The sequence below is a fragment of the Shewanella sp. WXL01 genome, assembly GCF_012263345.1.
Classification (GTDB): Bacteria; Pseudomonadota; Gammaproteobacteria; order Enterobacterales; family Shewanellaceae; genus Shewanella; species Shewanella maritima.
Window position 1 is genome coordinate 308,196 of sequence record NZ_JAAIKQ010000001.1, and the last position, 20,296, is coordinate 328,491.

The 20,296-nt window shown below is 44.3% G+C and carries 14 protein-coding genes; 7 read left to right on the forward strand and 7 right to left on the reverse strand.

All coding sequences use genetic code 11. The features are described from left to right. Window positions 1-363 precede the first annotated feature (363 nt). From G3R49_RS01250 to G3R49_RS01260, 3 genes are all read right to left on the reverse strand, one after another. Window positions 364-2,652 carry an OmcA/MtrC family decaheme c-type cytochrome gene (locus tag G3R49_RS01250; protein WP_167868409.1) on the reverse strand — a complete coding sequence of 763 codons (2,289 nt, stop codon included), beginning with the start codon at window positions 2,650-2,652 and terminating at the stop codon, window positions 364-366. Between the two features lie 179 nt (window positions 2,653-2,831). Further along, the gene (locus tag G3R49_RS01255; RefSeq protein WP_130599049.1) at window positions 2,832-3,803 is read right to left on the reverse strand and encodes a LysR family transcriptional regulator; all 972 of its coding nucleotides are present in this window, start codon (window positions 3,801-3,803) and stop codon (window positions 2,832-2,834) included. A 395-nt stretch (window positions 3,804-4,198) separates the two neighbouring features. Beyond that, window positions 4,199-4,408 carry a molybdopterin-binding protein gene (locus tag G3R49_RS01260; protein ID WP_130599047.1) on the reverse strand — a complete coding sequence of 70 codons (210 nt, stop codon included), beginning with the start codon at window positions 4,406-4,408 and terminating at the stop codon, window positions 4,199-4,201. A gap of 232 nt (window positions 4,409-4,640) precedes the next feature. On the opposite strand from G3R49_RS01260, the gene G3R49_RS01265 reads away from it, so the two are divergent. The 5 genes from G3R49_RS01265 (at window position 4,641) to G3R49_RS01285 (ending at window position 11,131) form a co-directional block, all read left to right on the forward strand. Next, on the forward strand, window positions 4,641-6,269 hold the full coding sequence (locus G3R49_RS01265; RefSeq protein ID WP_245335217.1) for a VCBS repeat-containing protein: 1,629 nt from the start codon (window positions 4,641-4,643) through the stop codon (window positions 6,267-6,269). A 500-nt stretch (window positions 6,270-6,769) separates the two neighbouring features. Next, window positions 6,770-7,150 carry a hypothetical protein gene (locus G3R49_RS01270; RefSeq protein WP_130599045.1) on the forward strand — a complete coding sequence of 127 codons (381 nt, stop codon included), beginning with the start codon at window positions 6,770-6,772 and terminating at the stop codon, window positions 7,148-7,150. Between the two features lie 261 nt (window positions 7,151-7,411). Next, a complete protein-coding gene (gene hcp / locus G3R49_RS01275) occupies window positions 7,412-9,073 on the forward strand; it encodes a hydroxylamine reductase (RefSeq protein ID WP_167868876.1) in 1,662 nt (553 codons plus the stop codon). A gap of 314 nt (window positions 9,074-9,387) precedes the next feature. After that, a complete protein-coding gene (locus tag G3R49_RS01280) occupies window positions 9,388-10,749 on the forward strand; it encodes a hybrid-cluster NAD(P)-dependent oxidoreductase (protein WP_245335218.1) in 1,362 nt (453 codons plus the stop codon). Between the two features lie 127 nt (window positions 10,750-10,876). Further along, window positions 10,877-11,131 (forward strand): DUF2492 family protein, encoded by a 255-nt coding sequence (locus tag G3R49_RS01285; RefSeq protein WP_167868410.1) that lies wholly within the window; start codon window positions 10,877-10,879, stop codon window positions 11,129-11,131. A gap of 436 nt (window positions 11,132-11,567) precedes the next feature. Here the strand turns inward: G3R49_RS01285 and gltS are convergent, their stop codons facing one another. Next, on the reverse strand, window positions 11,568-12,791 hold the full coding sequence (gltS, locus tag G3R49_RS01290; RefSeq protein WP_130599037.1) for a sodium/glutamate symporter: 1,224 nt from the start codon (window positions 12,789-12,791) through the stop codon (window positions 11,568-11,570). Window positions 12,792-13,481: 690 nt separating this feature from the next. Between gltS and G3R49_RS01295 the strand changes: the two genes are divergently transcribed. Further along, entirely contained in the window at window positions 13,482-14,003 is a 522-nt protein-coding gene (locus G3R49_RS01295) for a DUF3087 family protein (protein ID WP_167868411.1), read from the forward strand. A 288-nt stretch (window positions 14,004-14,291) separates the two neighbouring features. Then, window positions 14,292-16,064, forward strand: coding sequence for an alkaline phosphatase (locus G3R49_RS01300; protein ID WP_167868412.1), 1,773 nt, complete (start codon window positions 14,292-14,294; stop codon window positions 16,062-16,064). A 70-nt stretch (window positions 16,065-16,134) separates the two neighbouring features. Here the strand turns inward: G3R49_RS01300 and G3R49_RS01305 are convergent, their stop codons facing one another. The 3 genes from G3R49_RS01305 to G3R49_RS01315 form a co-directional block, all read right to left on the reverse strand. Further along, window positions 16,135-17,394, reverse strand: coding sequence for a cell division protein ZapB (locus G3R49_RS01305; protein ID WP_167868413.1), 1,260 nt, complete (start codon window positions 17,392-17,394; stop codon window positions 16,135-16,137). A 68-nt stretch (window positions 17,395-17,462) separates the two neighbouring features. Further along, entirely contained in the window at window positions 17,463-18,467 is a 1,005-nt protein-coding gene (locus tag G3R49_RS01310; RefSeq protein WP_167868414.1) for an FAD:protein FMN transferase, read from the reverse strand. A gap of 592 nt (window positions 18,468-19,059) precedes the next feature. Further along, the gene (locus tag G3R49_RS01315; protein WP_167868415.1) at window positions 19,060-20,295 is read right to left on the reverse strand and encodes a cell division protein ZapB; all 1,236 of its coding nucleotides are present in this window, start codon (window positions 20,293-20,295) and stop codon (window positions 19,060-19,062) included. Between the last annotated feature and the right edge of the window lies 1 nt (window position 20,296).

Below are 20,296 nucleotides of genomic sequence, written 5' to 3' on the forward strand. Positions count from 1 at the left end.
TGCACGGCAGATTTATGATTGCGATCCCTGTTTAATGTGTGAAAAGACAGAATGTCTCAGCTTTATATTTATGCGTGATTTAGATCACGCTCTGCGTTTTTGTTGAATTGAATTTAAGTCAAGTTCAAAGGGCGTAATTACATGATTTAAATCTATAAGTTTTCGCACTGTTTGCCGTTTTGGGCCCCAGTGAGGGTGACCTATTACTGATAGAGACAGAGCGTTGAAAGGAAAAACGCCTCAGTGGGGACCGAGGCGTTTGGAAGATAACGCTGATGAACGGCGGGTGATGCCACGTTATCTTACAAATTGGAGCCGCCGCAGGGATGAAGCTGCTCCAAGATGTTTAAGGTAAGGTTCACCCTAGTGCGCTGCGCTACCGTTGTGCACAACATCTACGCCATAAGTTTTACCTTCCGCGTGACAAGTTGCACAAGACTCAATTGGTAAGTCTGCTGTGGTAGCTGCATCATCTTGAACGTAAGCACCATTACTCTTGAAGTGAGCAAGAGCTGACTCTTTCACGTGACAGCTGCGGCATGATTCGGCGACAGGTGAGATAAAACCTGCATCTGTTTCAATTGCGCGCTTACCAGATGTTAAGCCACCGTCAGCTGCAAATAGCGTGCTGTCTTCTTTGTGACAAGCATGACAGTCTGCCTCAGGCGCTGGGTATCCATGTAGTGTGCCCTCTGCATCGCGGTAAACAAGTGGTGTGTCGTCCCAACGAGCATTGTGGAAACGGTGAGCCACTGTCACTAGGTCGCGGTTGGCGAATGTTAGACCTGGCACTTCAGCCCAAATAGCGTTGCCATCCGCATCCACGTCATCAGTTTTGTAAGTTACTGTTGGGTGATAGCTTGGAACACTGCCTTTGTTTTCACTGTGACAAACGACACATTGACTAAACTCAGTGACACCGTGAGAGCCTTTAATGTGGGTTAAGTTACCATGACAAGCATTACACTTAGCTTCGCTCACTGTGGTGCGCTCAGGGTCAGTAATACGTGTCATTACCGGGTCAGCATTTGCATCAGTTAGGTTGAAGTACTTAGTTTCGGCTGTGTTTGCTACTGCAAGTTGGTAAGCGTCAGAATCACACTTAACAATCTTGGTTTGGGTAGCACATAACTGAACTTCTGCAGTCGCGTAGATAGGACCTTCAAGTAGCGCTGTTGCGAACTCTTGGCTAATTGTTAGCATGCCACCATCAGCTAGAGTACCACCTGTAAATGCAGGGCGGAATAAACCGTCACTACCATAGCCGTGTGCAATTGCCCCTGTTTCAGGGTTGAGTTTACCCAGTAGGAATGGACGATTAGCATTAGTCATGTAATCGGTGATCTCTGCGTAGGTAGTTGCATCTAGCGCTTCACCATTCATGGTGACTTTTGAGGTGACCACAAGATTGCTCATGTCAGCCGTTGTTGAATCTTGTACTTCCACTGATTGAATATCAATGACGAAGTTACCTTGTGCTTCTTCACGCTGGCCTACTTGGTGAGCTACTGCTGGACTTAAGCTACCTGAACCGTGACATAAGATACATGCTTCGTCACCACCAGGGATGATACCAGCATGGTTGTCGCCAGTTTCAAAGTCGATGTTGGTGTGGCACGATACACATGCTTCAGCATAGATGTTTTCTTGCCATTGCATGCCATTGTCGTGACAAGCGGTACACTCATGAAGTTCATCAGGGAAACCGACTTCACCAAACTCTTCTTTTGCTTCACCTTGTAAATCTAAATGGTGACCGGCGTGAATCGTATGGATCATAGCGTTCCAGTTAGGGTTATAGCCCTTGTCTGGGTCGTTTTGATCGGCGGCAATCGCAGGGTTATGACAGGCGATACAGTTGTCTACTTCTTGATAATTGTGGTGGGCATGGACATTTGCAATACGGCTATCGTCCTCAGCGAACCCATCAAGGCTTGCGTGACACTTAATACAAGCTTCGTTAGACACTGCATCTTTCATTGATACTGCTAGTTCACCAGTGGCGGGAATAAAATCTACAGGCATTGAAAGAAGCTTGTCGGAAATGCCGCTGCCTGAAAAATCAGTCACATTGTAGCTACGCACCATTATGCGATGCAGGTTATTTGCGTTGCCATCTGCCAGTACAATCGGAGCTGTACCATCATGCTCCCATGTTCCTGTATAGGTACCTGGGTTTTCTGTGTCTTCAACTAAAGTACAAGCGTTAACTTCATTGCCCCAAGAAATTGTCTTGCCTTCAGGGGTACAGTACATAGAGTAACCAGCATCGTTTGCCATGGCGTTGTTCTGCCATAAATATGGCGCGCCACCTTCTGCAGTATTTTCATACTGGTTGGTTACATAGATAGCAATCTTATCAAGGCCCATGAAGGGTACTTCTTTGCCTTGCTCAGTTTTGCCTGTGACCGAAAACTTCAAAGCGAATGGTTCACTGCCAACCACCACAATGTCGTTTGGATTTAGTGTTAATTTAAAGTCGGCAGCAGTGGCAACATGTTCAGTAAATGAACCCGCTGGAAGGCCGTTTTCACCATTCTCACCGTTTTCGCCATTTTCACCGTTTTTACCATCTTCACCATCGCTACATGCGGTCATGCTGAATGCCGTGATCAACGCAAGTGCGAGAAGTGATTTTTTATGTCTCATCATAGCAGTATCCCTTTTTAGGTATTTTTTGTTTTCTGCAGGATAACTATGATTAAAATAACCTTAAAACGTAAGTTTTTGGTTGTTAACTTGTGACTGTGAATTAAAGATTTAGATACGCAAATTTCAGTTTACAGAATCAATAATTCTGTAAACTGAAATCATGTATTTTGCTTATCAGTTTAATGAGGCTTGGTAATAATGGCGTGACGAATAACGTCAGCAATGGCTTCGCGTTGCTTGCTGTTGTAGTGGCGATATTGTTTTTGGGTTTCAATGAAATGCAGCATTGGACCATGCTGTCTACCATGCAGTGAGAAGTAGTCTTTATCTAATAACCGTTCGGTATGAATAGAAGGTACATCTTTATAAAAGTCGGCTTCTACTGGTGTGAGAAATGACAAGCTGCCCATATTCAGCATGTGGCTATACCATTCTTCTCTTCGCGAAACGCTTTCTATTTTGGCTGGAGTCAGGCCATGGTTGCGACAATACAATTCGAAAGGATCGATTTTATCGTTAAAGCCTGCTTCAGCAATATAAATGAAGGGGTATTCGGTTAAGTGTTCGAGTCTGACATTTTCATGTTGAGACCAAATTGGGTGATCTTCTGCTCCAACCACACACAAAGCTTGTAAGTGCCCCAAGGGAGCGATGGTTAGCTCTTTGCTAAGCGCATTTTCAAAACCAACACCAAAGTCCAGTTTACCGTTGTAGATGTCGTCAGCCGTGTTCTCATGCCATGAGTGCAAACGTACTTTAGTTATTCTGCCTTGGTCTTGAGCATGTTTTAGGCTTCTTGCTATACCAGTAAATAAGATTTGCGGCACCGCAATATGCAGCACTTGCTCTTCTTGCGTAGCCTGAGCTGGTGTCACCGGCGTTTCCAATTTTTCAACGATACGGCAAAACTCGCAAATGCTGTCGTAGAGGCCGTTGGCGACGGGAGTAGGTTTTAGCTCGGCTTGTCGTCGATAGAAGAGTTCATCATCAAAGGTGTTGCGTAAATTGCTTAAACTACGACTGACTTTAGGCGCCGAAACATTCAGTAGTTTAGCAACATTATTGGCGTGCTTGTGCTCGAATATATACTTGAATACGAATAGCTCAAATACATCAAGATCTTTGATTTTGTTAAGGTTTGTTTGAGTCATGTCATTATATTTATTTTATTAAGTCTAAATTCCATTTTGGACGTGAATTACAGCCCTTTCACTTTTAGAGTAAAGTGAATACCACTTTGTAGGTATTCGCTTGTATTAGCTCAATTGTTGGTCAACTGTTGATGTTATTCAATCAATTGCTAATGGAAATGCGAGCTATCTCTAACTATGTGTCAATGAGCGACTTGTAACCGCAAAATCTTCTACTTAAGAGAGCTAGTTTCGCATCGCTCGCTGTGTGCGAGTTGAGCTGGGGTATGTGCAGAAAACAAAAAAAGCCGCAGGCGAGTGCCAGCGACTTTACTGAAGTGCCTTTTCAACTGTTTGTGCAAGGCTTTCTGTACTACTGTGTACTAGCTTTCTTGCACTAGAGTGAAGCGACTAAACTAGTCTACAGCAACCATTACATTGCTTGCTTTGATGATAGCGTAAGCGTCGCCACCAACGGTTAGACCTAGGTGCTCACAAGACGCTTTGGTTACTACTGAAGTAATTTCAACACCTGGTGCTAGTTCAATCACAACTTCGTTGTTTACTGAACCTTCTGAAATCGCTTTTACTTTACCGCTTAGTGTATTACGTGCGCTGATTTTCATTTTAGAACCCTCTCAATTAGTGAAGCGCTATAGTAAGACTATTTATGGCATTGCGTAGTCTCTTTACTGAGTTTTTAGAGCTTAGTCACAATGCTAAGTCTCTGAATTACAGAACGATAATCGGTAATAAGTAAATGTTTTAATTAGTAACAATTCACTTGTGTATAAGTTAACCGATTAAGGTAAAGTATTTTGTTAAGAGTAAGTGAATATTCGAATTTAGGGGTAAGCAATGGAAAAATCAGCCGTGTGTAGTAGCCGACTGACTGTGAGCGATAAGGTTAAGCCAATGTTGGTCGCGCTGGGTGTGATGAGTTTGGGGCTGGCTGCGAGCACCGTTGCGAACCCAGCGCTGGCTATTGCGTTTAACGACTACAAGCTCAATGCTGATATTGAGCTGACACAAGCGGTGATTAGCGCCAATGTACTACCTCAGCCAGGAAAAGAGCTGATTGCTGTTGGTGTGAATGACAGCTACCAGCGTTACTTGATGGTTTATGGTTATCAAGGCAACAAGCTGGTGGAGCTAGATCGTATGCTGCTGACCAATGATCTGCTGCGCTATGACGTTTACCAAGCCGAAAATGATCCGCAAGCTCACCCTAGTAGCAAGAACAAACAACAAAAGCTGTTTTTCACCACGGCTGATAGCCTTTATCAATATGTTCCTCGCTCAGACGCTTTTAGCAGTCAGTTAGATACTAGTAGCCAGTTAGAAAAAGTTGCTGATATTAGCTCAATCACTGTGACTGATAATGCAGACTATATTGCTCGAGGCCGTTTCGCCTATGACATTAACCGCGACGGTTATGGCGATGTATTTTTAAGTGATTTTACCCAAAGCCATTTGTTGCTTGCTCAGGAAGATGGCAGTTTGCAAAAGCAATCCGTGCCGTTAAAACCGATAGTTGAAGTGACCCGTAGCGGCGCTGAGTATAGTCGCCCTGAAGTGTTCTCCGCCGATATGAACTTCGATGCTCGCCCAGATTTAGTTCGAGTCGGTGAGGGTATGCTTGAAGTTTATCATCAGCTTGATGATGGCAGTTTCGACAGTGTGGCTAACTTTGTTGCTGTGAGTCAGCCTATTAGTGGTATTAACTGGTGGAATAAGCGTGACGCTTATGGCCGGCAGTTAGACCAAAGTGATTTGTTGTATCGTAAAGTAGAGCAGATTAAAGATATTAACGGCGATGGTATTACCGACCTTGTGGTGCGTTACACCAAAAGCTCCGGCGTGTTTGATCGCAGTAATGACTATGAAGTGTACCTTGGCAGCAAGCAGCTCGTTGGCGAGACCCAACAAGCAAGCATTAATTTCGGTCGCGAGGCCGCTACTGTTATTCGCGCGGATGGCACCTTAACTGGGCTGCGCTTTAGCGATCTCGACAACGATAAGATTGATGAAGTGGTGGTATCAGGCTTTGATATTGGCGTGTCGCAAATTATCGGCGCGTTGTTGTCTGGCAGCATAGATCAAGATGTGTACGTGTTTAAGATGGATGCCAACAGTAAGTTTCCTAAAAAAGCCAATGAGTCAGAGCAGGTTGAGCTCAACTTTAGCTTAACCTCAGGGCAAAGTGGTGAGCCAATTGTGGCACTAGCCGATATTAACGGTGATGGCTTTAAAGAGTTATTATTGTCTGACAGTGATGACACGCTTAAGATATTTGTCGGTCAATCGGGTAGTCAGCCGTTTTCGCGTAAGAGTCACCAACTCAATTTTACCTTGCCAACTGAAGGCTCAATGTTGTCGGTATCAGACGTTAACGGCGATGGTCGTGATGACCTATTAGTGCAATATGGCAGACAAGATGACAAAGCATTGCAACGTCAAATTCATCTGTTTATTGCCGATGACTAACCTCCCTCTTTAAGAATTAAATCAACTGGGTTAATGGCGTTTTGTGCCTAGCGCACGATTAGCCCACAATTAACGCAAATTAATCCAGTTGATAAGCTTCAGTTAACTTTCCTTACTTATATTCATCGCTAACCAAATAGGGTCTGTTGACCTTTCAAGATTATTTTTGCAGCTGCTTGTTGGACGTTTATACAAGGCAAAGACTTTGATGTGTGGTTGTTCCACATGATAAGTCGTTAACGCAGTAGAAATGACAACAAGCGCTGCCTGAAAGGTTCGTTTAAAAGCGCTTTACTCTGCGTTACGAGCCACTTGTTTAGTCGACTAAACTGCATAGCTCGCGTCTTGATTAAAGTGCTTTTAATTCGAACAAATTCTAATCAGCAAAGATCAACAGACCCTAGCTATAAATACGCATTTAGCTCGAGACTTTATTTGTTGGTGATGAATTCTAGCTAGCGTTTACCTTAGCTATAGCAAGCTGTTTTAGAGGAATGTCGATGAAAGTTTTTCTGCGTCACACAGAGTCTAGCCCTTGGTTGCTTGCAGCCTTAGGAGTGGCGCTATACTTTGGCATGTTCACCATGGTGACGTTGCTAATGGTCTATAACCTACCTTTTGGACTGGCTGCATTTCTCGGTGTCGCCATGTTGCTTGGGGCTGCTATTTGTTGGGGCGTCGCGCTGTTTTGTTCTATTAAGCGACTCCGTCATTCTGGTTTTAGCTTTCGTTATGCTTTAACGGCGCTGCTGACTTTACTAGCGCTAATGGGTTTAGTTTGGAACCTTAGTACCAGCCCTCAACTTGATATTTCTGAGCTTACTGATTCCTATTCTGGAGAATTATATTCGGCGCAATATCAGTCTGTTAATGTCAATTAGGCTGGCTAACCCGCGAATAATAGCTTAACTGTTTTCCCCACCTGTCAGGCAAAAGTATCAGTCTTGATACAGTTCTATTTTGCCGTAACTTATAAAAATCCATATAAAACAAACTATAAGCGTTAGATGCGAAATCGCTTAAATTGATTTGAATCAAAGTTTGGCACATTTACCCTAGAAAGTTCTGTTGCGAAAAAGCCTTTGAGAGTAGACTCGCCTTAAAACATGTAAATAATATGCATGATATAGGAGTGTGTGATTATGTTTTGTGTGCAGTGTGAACAAACGATTAGAACCCCAGAAGGTAATGGCTGTAACTATGCGCAAGGTATGTGCGGCAAATTAGCTTCAACTTCAGATCTTCAAGACTTACTTATCTATATGCTGCAAGGCGTGTCAGCTTATGCAGTGAAAGCCCGTGAATTTGGCATTATCAATGCGGATGTAGATACCTTTGTGCCGAAGGCATTCTTCGCAACCTTAACTAACGTGAACTTTGATGATGCGCGTATTACTGACTATGCTCGTCAAGCTCAAGCATACCGTGAAGAGTTAAAAGCAGCTTACGTTGCAGCTTGTGAAGCGAACGGTCAAACTCCAGTTGAAGTGCCAAATCAAGGTGAGCTAAATCTAGCGGCAACTCAGTTAGAAATGCTAGAGCAAGCACCTGTAGCATTGCCTAACCGTGGTGATGTTCACGAAGACATTTTAGGTCTGCGTTTACTTTGTTTATATGGCCTAAAAGGCGCTGCTGCGTACATGGAGCATGCTCGCGTCCTTGATCAAGTTGATAGCGATGTGGCTGCCAAGTTCCACGAAATTATGACCTTTGTTGGTGAAGATTCAGCGGATGCTGACAAGCTATTTAACACCGCAATGGAAATCGGCCAGCTGAACTACCGCGTGATGGAAATGCTAGATAGTGGTGAAACAGCTGCGTTTGGTCACCCTGAGCCAACGCAAGTGAACACTAAGAGTGTCGCTGGTAAAGCGATTTTGGTTTCAGGTCACGATATGAAAGACCTTGAGCTTATTCTGCAGCAAACTGAAGGTAAGGGCATTAACGTATATACCCACGGTGAAATGTTACCAGCACTGGCTTACCCTGAGCTGAAGAAGTACCCACACCTTGTTGGTAACTATGGTAGCGCTTGGCAAAACCAGCAGTCTGAATTTGGTACTTTCCCTGGCGCAGTTGTGATGACCTCTAACTGTATTATCGACCCGAATGTAGGTGATTACGTCGATCGCATCTTTACCCGCAGCATCGTTGGCTGGCCTGGTGTTACTCACGTTGAAGGCGATGATTTTGGCATCGTAATCAATAAAGCGCTTGAGCTTGAAGGCTTCAAGTACGATGAAATCCCACACATGATCACCATAGGCTTCGCCCGCAACGCCCTAATGGCTGCTGCGCCAACTGTGGTTGAAAATGTGAAAAATGGCTCGATTAAAAACTTCTTCTTAATCGGTGGTTGTGACGGCGATAAATCAGAGCGTAGCTACTTTACTGACCTTGCTAAATCAGTACCGGATGATTCATTAATCCTGACGTTAGGTTGTGGTAAGTACAAGTTCAATACCCTAGATTTTGGTGATATCAACGGTATTCCACGCCTGCTGGATATTGGTCAGTGTAATGATGCTTACTCTGCGATTCAGTTAGCACTAGCACTTAAAGATATTTTTGAGTGTGATATTAACGATCTGCCGCTACACCTAGTACTTTCTTGGTTCGAGCAAAAAGCGATTGTGGTATTGCTAACGCTGCTATCACTAGGTGTGAAGAACATCCGCACTGGCCCTACACCGCCAGCGTTCTTAACTGAAAACCTAGCAAAAATCCTTGAAGAGCAATTTGGTCTGCGTAACACCACTGATGTGCAAACTGACCTAACAGCCATGCTTAACAAGGCGGCATAAGCTATCAGGGTATAAAACCTTGTATAAAGAATCGCTATATAACCCATAGCGGTGTAATACCAATTAGGATAAACAGGTGATCAGAGATTACGCAGGAAAAATCGCTTAGAACAAGGCGGAAATTGCAGCTAGCTAGTTGTTCTACCTACAAAATTTCTGACGAAGTTATAAGTGATTTTAACCAGTAAGAATGAGCACATTCTTATGCTAATTGGTATAAAGCAAAGCGGCGACACAACCCCTCCTCTCTCCCCAACTTGGGTAAATGTGTCGCCGCTTTAATCGTAAAACTAACCCTACTGCATAGGTGTGATATGACAATGTCTGGGTTTTCTTTCTCATCCGCGTTGGCTGACAAACAAGCCGAAAAATCAACTCAAGAGACTAAGAGGGCAACGACTGGTGGATTTTCATTTGCCACTGCGCTTTCCACTAAGCAAGCCAGCGCTGATGCAGCTAAACAGTCTGATGCTCAAACGAGTAAAGTTGCAGATAAACCTGCTGGTGGCAGTGGTTTCTCTTTTGCTAGTGCTTTAGGTGAAAAACAGTCAGGTCAGCAAATTGTTGCCATTGAGAGTCAGATTGATGGTAAGTCTTTATTAACCGCCGCCGAGTGGCAGCGCGGTGAAGTTGAGCTTAACTGTGTCGAGAAATGGCATGAAACTCATGATGTAGTTAGCTTTCGTTTTCAGGGTTTAAAGCCGGTTAAATTTAATTTTAAACCGGGGCAATTTTTAACCTTCAAACTCAACATAGATGGCAAGCAGGTTTATCGTAGCTACACCATAGCGTCATCACCATCGCGACCATATTCGCTAGTGGTCACCATTAAGCAAATTCCTGATGGCTTAGTATCTAATCATTTAGCCAATACCCTAAACGTTGGCGATAAAGTTACTGTAACTGGGCCAGATGGGCTATTTAATTTGATTGATATTAAGGCCGAAAAATACCTGTTTTTAAGCGCCGGTAGTGGCGTGACGCCAATGCACTCAATGTCGCGCTGGCTTAACGACACGCAGGTGGGCAGTGATATCGCGTTTGTGCATAGCGCAAGAAGCGCAAGCGATGTGATTTTCGCTAAAGCCATGGCGCAGATGGCTGAGCGTAATCAAAGCATGTCGCTAGGTTATGTACTTGAAAGCGCAGAGAGTCAGAGTGATTTAACCAAGTTATATCAAGATACTGCACTAGAGTCTGGGCGTTTAGACATTGATAAGCTTGCTAAGCTGGTGCCAGATTATCAAAGCCGTACCGTGTTTATCTGCGGGCCAGACCCATACATGCAAGCGGTTAAGCAAATGCTAGAGCAAGCTGGGTTTAACATGGCGAACTTTCACCAAGAGAGCTTTGGTAGTGCGCCAACTGAACTTGATGCTAGTTCAGCAGGTGGTGATGCATCTGCGCGCTTTATGCTTGAGGTGTCTGCAGCAGGGCAATCAGCCACATCCATTGAACTCACTGGTGCGCAGTCTTTACTTGAAGGCATAGAGTCGGCAGGGCTACCTATTGTGGCGGCGTGTCGAAGCGGTGTATGCGGCTCATGTAAATGTAAAGTCACCAAGGGTGAAGTTAACAGCACTAGTAGTTCAGGGCTGACACCACAAGAAGTGGCTGAAGGATATGTACTGGCGTGTTCTAGCAAGCTAACTTCAGATGCCAGTTTGGCGTTGTAGTGCTAGTAAAACCCAAATATTCAATATAAGCCGTCACGGGTGCAGCGTGAGTAAAACATGAGCTAACGCACGTACCTGAGTACAACCCAAGCAGTATAATTAGCCTTTAAAGATGTAGGAGTCGCTAATGTCAAAATCAATTCATGGTCGTAATGTCATTCAGTTAATGCAGCAGCACAAACCACAGCCGCGTGAGCAGTGGTTAGCGTTAATGGCATCTGAATTTGGCGGCGATGCAACTTACTTTACTTGTCAGGCACAAGATATGAGTGCTGAGCAGTTGTTTGATCTGTTCGCTGGCAATGGCCGCATTACTGACGAAGGCGAAGGTTACGCAATTCATCAGTGCGGTTGTGGTGGTCACGGACATAGCCACGATTAATGCTTGCCCGAGAGCACAATAGTGCCTCGACATAAGGTTCATAATAAAAATGCCAGTCAGGTTAATCTGACTGGCATTTTTGTTTTCAGCGCTAAACCACCTACTTCAATAGGAGGTTATCATCAATTAGGCTTTACCTGTAATTTCTAGTGTTCTTCAGATCAGGTAACTTTATCAATTAGCTCACGTTACAATGGCATTTAAAGCACGTCGTGAACACTTCCGTGTGGACTCGACGAAAACATCCATGTTTTCAGCGGCTTTAAATGTCATCGCAACTATGCTTTAAGTTTAGCTGTTTAGGCTATGCTCCCTTCTCGACTGCTAACATAAAGCCACCTTCTTCAGAAGGTGGACTCTTTATTTTGCTGTTAAGTATGCTTATCTCAGCCAAATAGAGCGCTACAAACTAGTACGTTACAAACCTAGCAGCGCTTTACCCAATAAAGCTCAAATAACCTTGCAAGATAATGGCGTTAACAATATCAATGAAAAATGCGCCGACAATCGGCACAATCATAAATGCTTGTGGTGATGGGCCAGTGCGTGATACTAGTGCGCCCATGTTCATTACAGCTGTTGGGGTTGCGCCCATGCCAAAGCCGCAGTGACCGCCAGCGATAACCGCTGAGTCATAGTTACTCCCCATAAGACGGAAGGTCACAAAGTAAGCAAACATTGCCAAAATGGCGGTTTGAGCCATCAGGATGACCAGTAGCGGTAAAGCCAGATCGAAGATTTCCCAAAGCTTTAAGTTCATCAACGCCATCGACAAGAATAATGATAGTGATACTGTACCCAGAATATCCACGCACTCACTGTTAATCTTATAGCCACTAGATACTTCAGTGATATTGGTGATCACTACGCCTAAAAATAGGGCATAGACGAAGTTTGGCATTTTTAAAAAGCCAATATTATGCTCGGCTACCAAGTTGCCAATCCACTGCGCGCCAGCAACACAAAGTAGCAGGATAAACAGTACTTCTAAAATGCTCTTGGCTGTCACCCTGTCTTCTTCCAACTGATCGTATGTGACCAGATCTGGGTGATCCTTATGATGATTTCCACCGACACCGTACGCCGACTCAAGGTCATTTTTGTTAATCAAACGCTGAGCAACCGGGCCGCCAATAATCCCGCCCATGACTAAGCCGAAGGTGGCAGCCGCCATAGCAAACTCTAAGGTTTGAATGCCGTATTGGTCGTAAAAGGTTTGCGCCCAAGCAGCGCCTGTACCATGACCGCCAGACAAGGTAATCGAGCCTGCAATCAGCCCCATCAAGGGCTCTAGCCCTAGCGATGATGCTAAAGCAACACCGACACCATTTTGGATGATGATGTACAAGGAGGCGATGCCTAAAAACCAAAATACCTTAGCGCCGCCTTTCATTAACAGCTTATAGTTAGCCGCGAGACCAACGGTACTGAAAAACATCAACATGAGGGTGTTTTGCATGGAGAGACTGAACTCCAACACGATATTGTTGAAGTGTAAAATAGTGATCACTGCTGCGACTATCAAGCCGCCAACAATTGGCTCTGGAATATTGTAGCGACGTAAAAACGGTACGTGGCGATTAACATTATGACCAATAAATAAAACTAGAATCGCGATCAGAAAAGATTCCAGTTCACCAAGAGAGTAAACTAACTGCATGGAACTCCTTATTCATTTGCGCGTGAAAATAATGCAGTGCTCCATATAATGAGCACAGGTGTATTTGAAGTATAGGTGAGTCAAAAACCGCTGGTGAAAGATAAAGTCTTAAGTTTTAAATCGGCTTAAGTAATATATAAGACTTTGCGGTTAAAACTGTGTGGCGGTTAAAGTCTGTCCGCCGAAACCAAGCAAGCAATTTTAAGTACAGCCTACGTAAAAATACAGTCGACTGGTCTGGTGTGTATGCTTTTTCAGCAAATGTTGGCTGTAGGTGTTATCGCTGTTGAGCTGATGTTTTTGTGTGTTGGTGCAGATGTTGGTTTTTTGGTGGTCGAGAAACACTAGGGCCTGCTGACCTTTGCTGATTAGAATTTGTTCGAATTAAAAGCACTTTAATCGCGACGCGAGCGATGACGTCTAGTCACCTAAACAAATTCGCTCGCAACAAAGAGTAAAGTGCTTTTAAACGAACCTTTCAGGCAGCGCTTGTTGTCATTTCTACTGCGTTAACGACTTATCATGTGGAACAACCACACATCAAAGTCGTTGTCTTGTATAAATTTCCAACAAGCAGCTGCAAAAATAATCTTGAAAGATCAACAGGCCCTAAGTAACCAAGTATGCTATAGCTTGTAGGCGATTAGACATAAATGTAACCAAAGTAAACGGTTAATAAGAAGAGGAATAATGAAGTTAGCAGCCATCAATAAAAAGCAGTATCGGATGATGAATAACCGGGTCCAGTTAGGGCTGGTGGCTATATTGGCAATTTTATCAGTGGTGTTTGGGCAAGTGCTAATTGCCTTTTGGGGCGCAGAGGCTATGCCTGATGGCAGTACCGGCAATTTTAATTTAAACCTGCTGGGTGTCATTTTAGCGGTAATGGTGTGTACTGTGCTGGTGCGTGTTAACCGCAACAAGCCTCTCTTTTTCGAGGTTTACTATGTTTGGCAGGTTAAGCAACTGCAAAACAAAATCTTTAAAAAACTCGCTGCAATTCAATCAGCGGCAAAAGACGATAATCAAGATGCATTGATCATATTGCTGTTTTACTACCAAAGCCTAGCTATGGTGTATGAGCTAGATGACAACACCTTAACCATGTCGAAAGTGAATGCTGAGCTTGAGCAGGTACAAAACCAGATAGACAGCTTGAATTTAGGTATTACAGCAGATGACTTCGAAGAGTCATTGTTGGGTAAGTTTTAAATCAGTTTACCGTTTTAGTTATTCACCATTCAAAAATATATAAAGCGCCGCGAGTTAAGCGGCGTTTTTGTTCTCTCATCGCTTTAGCTGGTATTCACTCAAAATCCGGTGTAGTACCCAGCCTAAAAGCATACTCAAACTAAGCAATTCCTTAATGATGAGATGAGAATGTCATCTCACTGTCACTTGTGCGTCATTTTTTCTCGTTAGCTTAGCCACTCATCAGACCTGTGAGCAGGTGAGTCTATGTCGAATGATGCGGCAGAAATAATAACAAGAGGGATGAGTATGTTAGGGGCAAATACTAAAAGCAGTATCACGCGTCGTGACTTTTTAGCCATGTCGGCCAAAGGCCTTGGTACAGTTGTGATTTCATATGGTTTAATGGGTTGCGATAGTGATGATAATGCCCAATATGGCAAGTTTAATCACGGTATTGCTAGTGGTGATCCAGCTCAAGATGCAGTGATTTTATGGACAAGGGTAACGCCAGAAATAGAGGGTGAAGTTAGTCTAGCTTGGGAGGTTGCCACCGATGAGGACTTTAGCCAGCTAGTCACCAATGGTTCTACCACAACCAATAGTGACCGAGATTACACAGTTAAAATTGATGCTGTGGGGTTAGAGCCGGGCACTAGTTACTATTATCGCTTTAAATCTGGAGATAACACCTCGGTTATTGGCAAGACTAAGACCTTGCCTCAAGGAGATGTTGATCAAGTTAAGTTTGCTGTCATGTCGTGTTCGAACTTTCCGGCTGGTTATTTTAATGTTTATGAAATGGCAGCTCGGCGGACTGATCTCGATGCGGTGCTACACCTTGGTGACTACTTGTATGAATATGGGCGAGGTGAATACGCCAGTGACAATGCTGAGGCAATGAATCGTCAAGTTTTCCCAGAAGGTGAATTACTGTCTCTAAGTGATTATCGTACCCGCTATGGGCAATATCGCAGTGATGCAAGTTTGCAAAAGCTGCATCAAAACGTCGCGTTTATCAATGTTTGGGACGACCATGAGGTCACCAATGATACCTGGAAAGATGGCGCAGAGAATCACAATGACGGCGAAGGTGACTTTGATGTTCGTAAACAAGCTGCCCTACAGGCCTACTTTGAGTGGTTACCGATCCGCCCTTGGAGCGAGGGCAACCATGAAGAGATTTACCGTAGCTTTAAGTTTGGTGAACTTGTTGATTTACACATGTTAGACACTCGCGTTATCGCACGTGATGAACAGCTTAACTATGCCAACTATATAGACCCAACATCGGGTGCATTTAATAGTGACAGCTTTATGGCTGATGTGACAAATGTTGAACGCACCTTGCTGGGTCAGGAGCAATTGCAGTGGTTACAACAGTCGATGTTAGAGTCGACTGCAAAATGGCAAGTGTTAGGTCAGCAAGTATTAATGGGCAAAATGACCTTGCCAGCCGCCATTGCGACCCAGCAAATGGAGATAGGCGAGTTTGCTGAACTTGCAGGTTTGGCACAGTTATCAGCAAGAGCGGCAGCCGGAGATCCAACACTCACAGTTGATGAGCTGGCATACTTACAAGTAAATCAGGCTAGATTAACGCCAGAGGTAGTCGCCATGCTGCAACTACCTTCAATTCCTTATAATCTGGATGCTTGGGACGGATATGCATATGAGCGTGAGGTGATTTTAGCTACGGCTAAGTCTCAGCAAAAGAACCTGGTTGTGGTGGCTGGAGATACTCATAATGCATGGGCAAACCACTTAACGGATGCAAGCGGTGAAAAAGTGGGTGTAGAGTTTGCCACTAGCTCAGTCTCGTCTCCTGGTATGGAATATTATCTTGGTATTGCTGATGCCGATATGCCCCAAACTGAGGCGGCGATTGTAGGATTAGTTGATGACTTAAAATACACCAACTTACGTGACCGAGGTTATATGGTGCTAACTTTCACTGCAGCGCAAGTGCGCAGTGATTGGGTTTATGTTGATACAATAAAATCACTCAGTACGACAGAGCAAACTGAGCGCGCTCACTCACTAATGATGAAAGCAGGTGATGCTACATTGGTGAAGCCATAACCCTTATATAGGATGTGGAAAGGCCCTCAAATGAGGGCCTTTCTAGTATGGGAGAAACTGAAGCTGAGGATTAACCTAGTGGGTAAATAACTTCAACTTTTAAGCTTAGGCTACATGCACCAACAGTGTTCCAATCAACAGTTGTTGGGTCAAATGTTTGGCCATTGCCGCCGTAAACTGGAGTGAACCAGTCAAAGCTTCTTAGCTCTGATTCTGCATAGTCAGTAGAAACTTGAATACGCGCACCAGCGTTACGGGCACCTAGATCTGGCGAACCAAGCTTCACATTAGAGCGAGTGTCAAACTCGTAGTAGTGGATTTCACCTTTATTATTATTTACCAAGTTCTTACAAGTATTGTTCTTGGTAATTAGCATAGTTACGTAGAACTCACCATCTTCACCCTTGTGCATACCTGGGCCAAATGTTGCAGCACTTGCAATTGATTCGCCATTTTCTTCACGTTGAGTGATAAAGGTAGCTGCACCCTTGAAGTTACTGTACTCAGATAGCTCGTATGACTTGCCGTCATCAGGGAACATTGTAGTGATGTGCTCGCGATTTGGCATACCACAGGCGGTCTTAACATCGCTTGTGCCGTTGCTTGATTCCTTCCACTCATAGAAAGTATTCATCTTACCAAAGCGAGTATTTAGGTACTCGGCATTTAGGAAAGATGCATTGTCTTTAGCGTAGTAGAAGGTGCCCGCACTTGCGCCAGTGTATGCATCAAATGCTGCCCATCCGTCGCCATCTGTTGCGCCTTCAGGGTGGGTTGCAACACCTGGTGCACCTGGATCTGGCTCTGGTTCTGGCTCAGGGTCTGGGCCTGGCTCTGCAACAGTGTGGCAACTTGTGCAGTTTTCACCAAAGTGTTGATCAGGAGCTTGAGCTGAGTGACAACCCGTACAAGTGTTGTTGTCACGACCTTCGTGGTCTGCTGGCTGGCTTGGCATTGCAGCTGCTGGTAATGCAGATAAAGCACGTAGCATATCTGGTGTCTTACCATTGTTGATATATGGGTTATCCGGGTTTGGATTTTCGTAATCGAAGTTTACACCCACTTCAGCACATTGCTCTTGGAAGTTGCTGATATAACCAACCGCTTTTTCTTGCAGTTGGTTGTTAGTCGCAGCTAGTTCAGCAGCTTGGTCGCGATATTGATCTGACTCGGCCTGAACACTTGCTTTTTCTTTAGCTAACTTTTCGTTTTGAGCTTCAAGTGTTTGAATTTGTTCTTCTAGATACGTTGTGTCGGTATCATCACTACCACACGCGGTTAACGCGAAAATAGAAGCACATACAAGGCTTAGTTTAAACGTGTTTTTCATCATATTTCCCCTGCTAGCATACTTGCTATGCAATTAGTTTTTATTCACCCATTGCTGGTTTTTACCAGTTAAGGCAGGTACTGCTTGAAGGCAGATGATTCATGGATCACCAGCTCATTTGAGCGGTTTTCAATAATCATCACCGGCAGTGCCATTTTTTCTGCTAATGCTAACGAATCCTTGATCGGCATAATCATCAAAGCGGTGGCCAACCCGTCCGCAGTCATGCATGAGTCATGAATAACTGTGGTCGATACCACTTGATGTGGTGTAGGTTGGCCAGTTTTTGGGTCTATGATGTGCGAGAAGTGTTGACCGTCTTGTTTAAAGTAGTTGCGATAATCTCCTGATGTCGCAACGGCTTTATCGGTTAACCCAACTGCCACCATAGGGCTTGCTGCATAAGCTGCTGGCTTTTCAACGCCCACAACCCAAGGTTGGTTTCCTCTGGTGCCGCTAACTTTTACTTCGCCGCCGATATCAACCAGGAAGTTGTTGATATCGTTCTCCTTTAGCACCTCGGCGATGGCATCGACCCCGTATCCCTTAGCGATGGCCGATAAATTGATGCGAACACCATCATGTTCGCGTGATAGTTGATTGCCATTGATGGTAATTTTGCCGATACCCACCTTGGTCATGGCTTGGTGTACTTCATCAAGGCTTGGCTTAGTCGGCGCTTGTGAGTCAGCGCCAAATCCCCATAGCTGAATAAGCGGATCTACAGTGACATCTAATGCGCCGTTAGTTAGTTCGCCTAGGCGCTTAGCTTCAGTCACGACTTTGGCTAGGGCGCTCGACAGCTTAATATTTTGTGTTTGCGCGGAATGGTTAATTAGGCTTAGTTCAGACTGTTTATCCCAGGTCGACATAGATTTGTTAATCTCGGCGAGACGCACTTCGATTTGATTGCGAATATCAATCATGTGCTCCACGTCTTTGTAGTCACCAACCCAAGTGACACGGTAGGTGTTACCCATGGTCTTGCCTTTTAAGCGTGGCAAATGCTCTGCGTAAGATTGCGGAGATAGCAACAAACCAATAGCACTGGCAATGAGAAAAATTCGCTTCATTTTTACCTTAATTAACAAAAACCATAACTGGGTTTACATCTACTTAGCTTTGGCAAAATGTACTCACTTAGGGGTAACTATTTTGTGATGAAGTTCATGAGTAAATGAATGTTCTAGAAACTTGCGACAGAAATGTGATCTTGAAATTGACTAGTAGTGATGCGCATCACGAAAACATGTAAAAGAATTAGTGCTTTATTAATTAAATGTTCCTAACGTAACTGACCAGATGCTTTATTTATGAACAGTTTTAGGGTAGGCGTGCGGTTTACTGGATAAGCGGTTGTTGATTATTTAAGCAAAGTAAAATACCTCTTTGTTGGTATTTTGGGCATTTTACTTTTGGGTTCACTTAAGTATTGCTGAAATGATTTCATCAGCTAATTGAGGGCAGAGTAAACTCTTGTGTGAGTGCACGCTTTACTTGGATGAAAGATCTAAGCTTGCAGCAAGAGAGGAGCTGAGCAATTTATCTGAACTGCTTAAGTAAATAACTTAAGTTGATAAATTATAGATAAAAAAAGGCCCTCATAACGAGGGCCTTGGGTTGGCTTGGGAGCAGCCAAAGGTAACTATTAACCTAGAGTAGGCATTAACCTAGAGGGTAGATAGTTTCTACTTTAAGCGTTAATGAACATGCACCAACGGTATTCCAGTCAACATCTGCAGGTGCGAATGGTTGGCCGTCTGCACCATAAACTGGCGTAGACCAATCCGGACCTTTCAGGACAGTTTCGTGGTAATCAGTTGATACTTGAATACGTGCACCAGCGTTACGCGCGCCCATATCTGGTGAACCTTTTTTCACACTTGAGCGAGTGTCGAACTCGTAATAGTGGATTTCACCTGCATTGTTGTTCACTAGGTTCACACAAGTATTGTTTTTACCAATGCTTAGCGTGACGTAGTACTCACCGTCTTCACCTTTGTGCATGCCTGGGCCAAACGTTGCTGCACTTGCAATTGACTCACCGTTTTCTTCACGTTGGGTGATGAAAGTGGCTGCACCCTTGAAGTTTGAGTATTCAGCTAGCTTGTAGCTCTTACCATCAGTTGGGAACTTGTGAGTAATGTGCTCGCGATTTGGTAGACCACACGCTTGTTTAATATCGCTTACACCGTCTGCAGACTCTTTCCACTCGTAGAAGGTGTTCATCTTACCTAGGCGAGACTCTAGGAACTCAGCATTAACAAACGAAGCGCCGTCTGCATTGTAGTAGAAGGTGTTTGGACCTGAAGCACCGGTTAAACCATCCCAGTTACCGTCTGCAGGGTGAGTTGGTTTGCCTGGCTCACCTGGAACAGATGGATCTGGATCCGGCTCTGGATCAGGATCGGTACTTGCGTGATTGTGGCAACTGTCGCAAGCCATACCTTGGTCGTGGCCGTCACTGTGACATGTTGTGCAGTCTTTACCTACATTGTGGTCGACCGGGATTTCAGGTGCGCCAAACACGCCGACTAGCGAAGAGCTGGCAACCATCATCTCAGGCGTGTTGCCATTGTTGACGTAAGGGTTGTCTGGATTTGGATTTTCGTAATCAAAGCTTACGCCAGCTTCAGCACACTGATCCTGGAAGTTGCTAATATAGCCAACAGCTTTGTCTTGTAGCTGGTTGTTAGAAGCGACTAGTTCAGCGTTCTCGTCGCGGTACTTATCTGACTCTTCTTGTACTGCAGCTTTTTCTTTTTCTAACTTAGCGTTTTGTTGCTCAAGCGTTTGGATCTGCTCTTCTAGGTAAGTCGTGTCTGTGTCATCACTACCACAGGCGCTTAACGCAAAAATAGAAGCGCAAACTAAGCTTAGTTTAAAGGTGTTTTTCATCATA

Coding starts and splice junctions, on each gene's coding strand:
- G3R49_RS01250 (WP_167868409.1), bottom strand. CDS start 2,652: ATGATGAGACATAAAAAATCACTTCTCGCACTTGCGTTGATCACGGCA.
- G3R49_RS01255 (WP_130599049.1), bottom strand. CDS start 3,803: ATGACTCAAACAAACCTTAACAAAATCAAAGATCTTGATGTATTTGAG.
- G3R49_RS01260 (WP_130599047.1), bottom strand. CDS start 4,408: ATGAAAATCAGCGCACGTAATACACTAAGCGGTAAAGTAAAAGCGATT.
- G3R49_RS01265 (WP_245335217.1), top strand. CDS start 4,641: ATGGAAAAATCAGCCGTGTGTAGTAGCCGACTGACTGTGAGCGATAAG.
- G3R49_RS01270 (WP_130599045.1), top strand. CDS start 6,770: ATGAAAGTTTTTCTGCGTCACACAGAGTCTAGCCCTTGGTTGCTTGCA.
- hcp (WP_167868876.1), top strand. CDS start 7,412: ATGTTTTGTGTGCAGTGTGAACAAACGATTAGAACCCCAGAAGGTAAT.
- G3R49_RS01280 (WP_245335218.1), top strand. CDS start 9,388: ATGACAATGTCTGGGTTTTCTTTCTCATCCGCGTTGGCTGACAAACAA.
- G3R49_RS01285 (WP_167868410.1), top strand. CDS start 10,877: ATGTCAAAATCAATTCATGGTCGTAATGTCATTCAGTTAATGCAGCAG.
- gltS (WP_130599037.1), bottom strand. CDS start 12,791: ATGCAGTTAGTTTACTCTCTTGGTGAACTGGAATCTTTTCTGATCGCG.
- G3R49_RS01295 (WP_167868411.1), top strand. CDS start 13,482: ATGAAGTTAGCAGCCATCAATAAAAAGCAGTATCGGATGATGAATAAC.
- G3R49_RS01300 (WP_167868412.1), top strand. CDS start 14,292: ATGTTAGGGGCAAATACTAAAAGCAGTATCACGCGTCGTGACTTTTTA.
- G3R49_RS01305 (WP_167868413.1), bottom strand. CDS start 17,394: ATGAAAAACACGTTTAAACTAAGCCTTGTATGTGCTTCTATTTTCGCG.
- G3R49_RS01310 (WP_167868414.1), bottom strand. CDS start 18,467: ATGAAGCGAATTTTTCTCATTGCCAGTGCTATTGGTTTGTTGCTATCT.
- G3R49_RS01315 (WP_167868415.1), bottom strand. CDS start 20,295: ATGATGAAAAACACCTTTAAACTAAGCTTAGTTTGCGCTTCTATTTTT.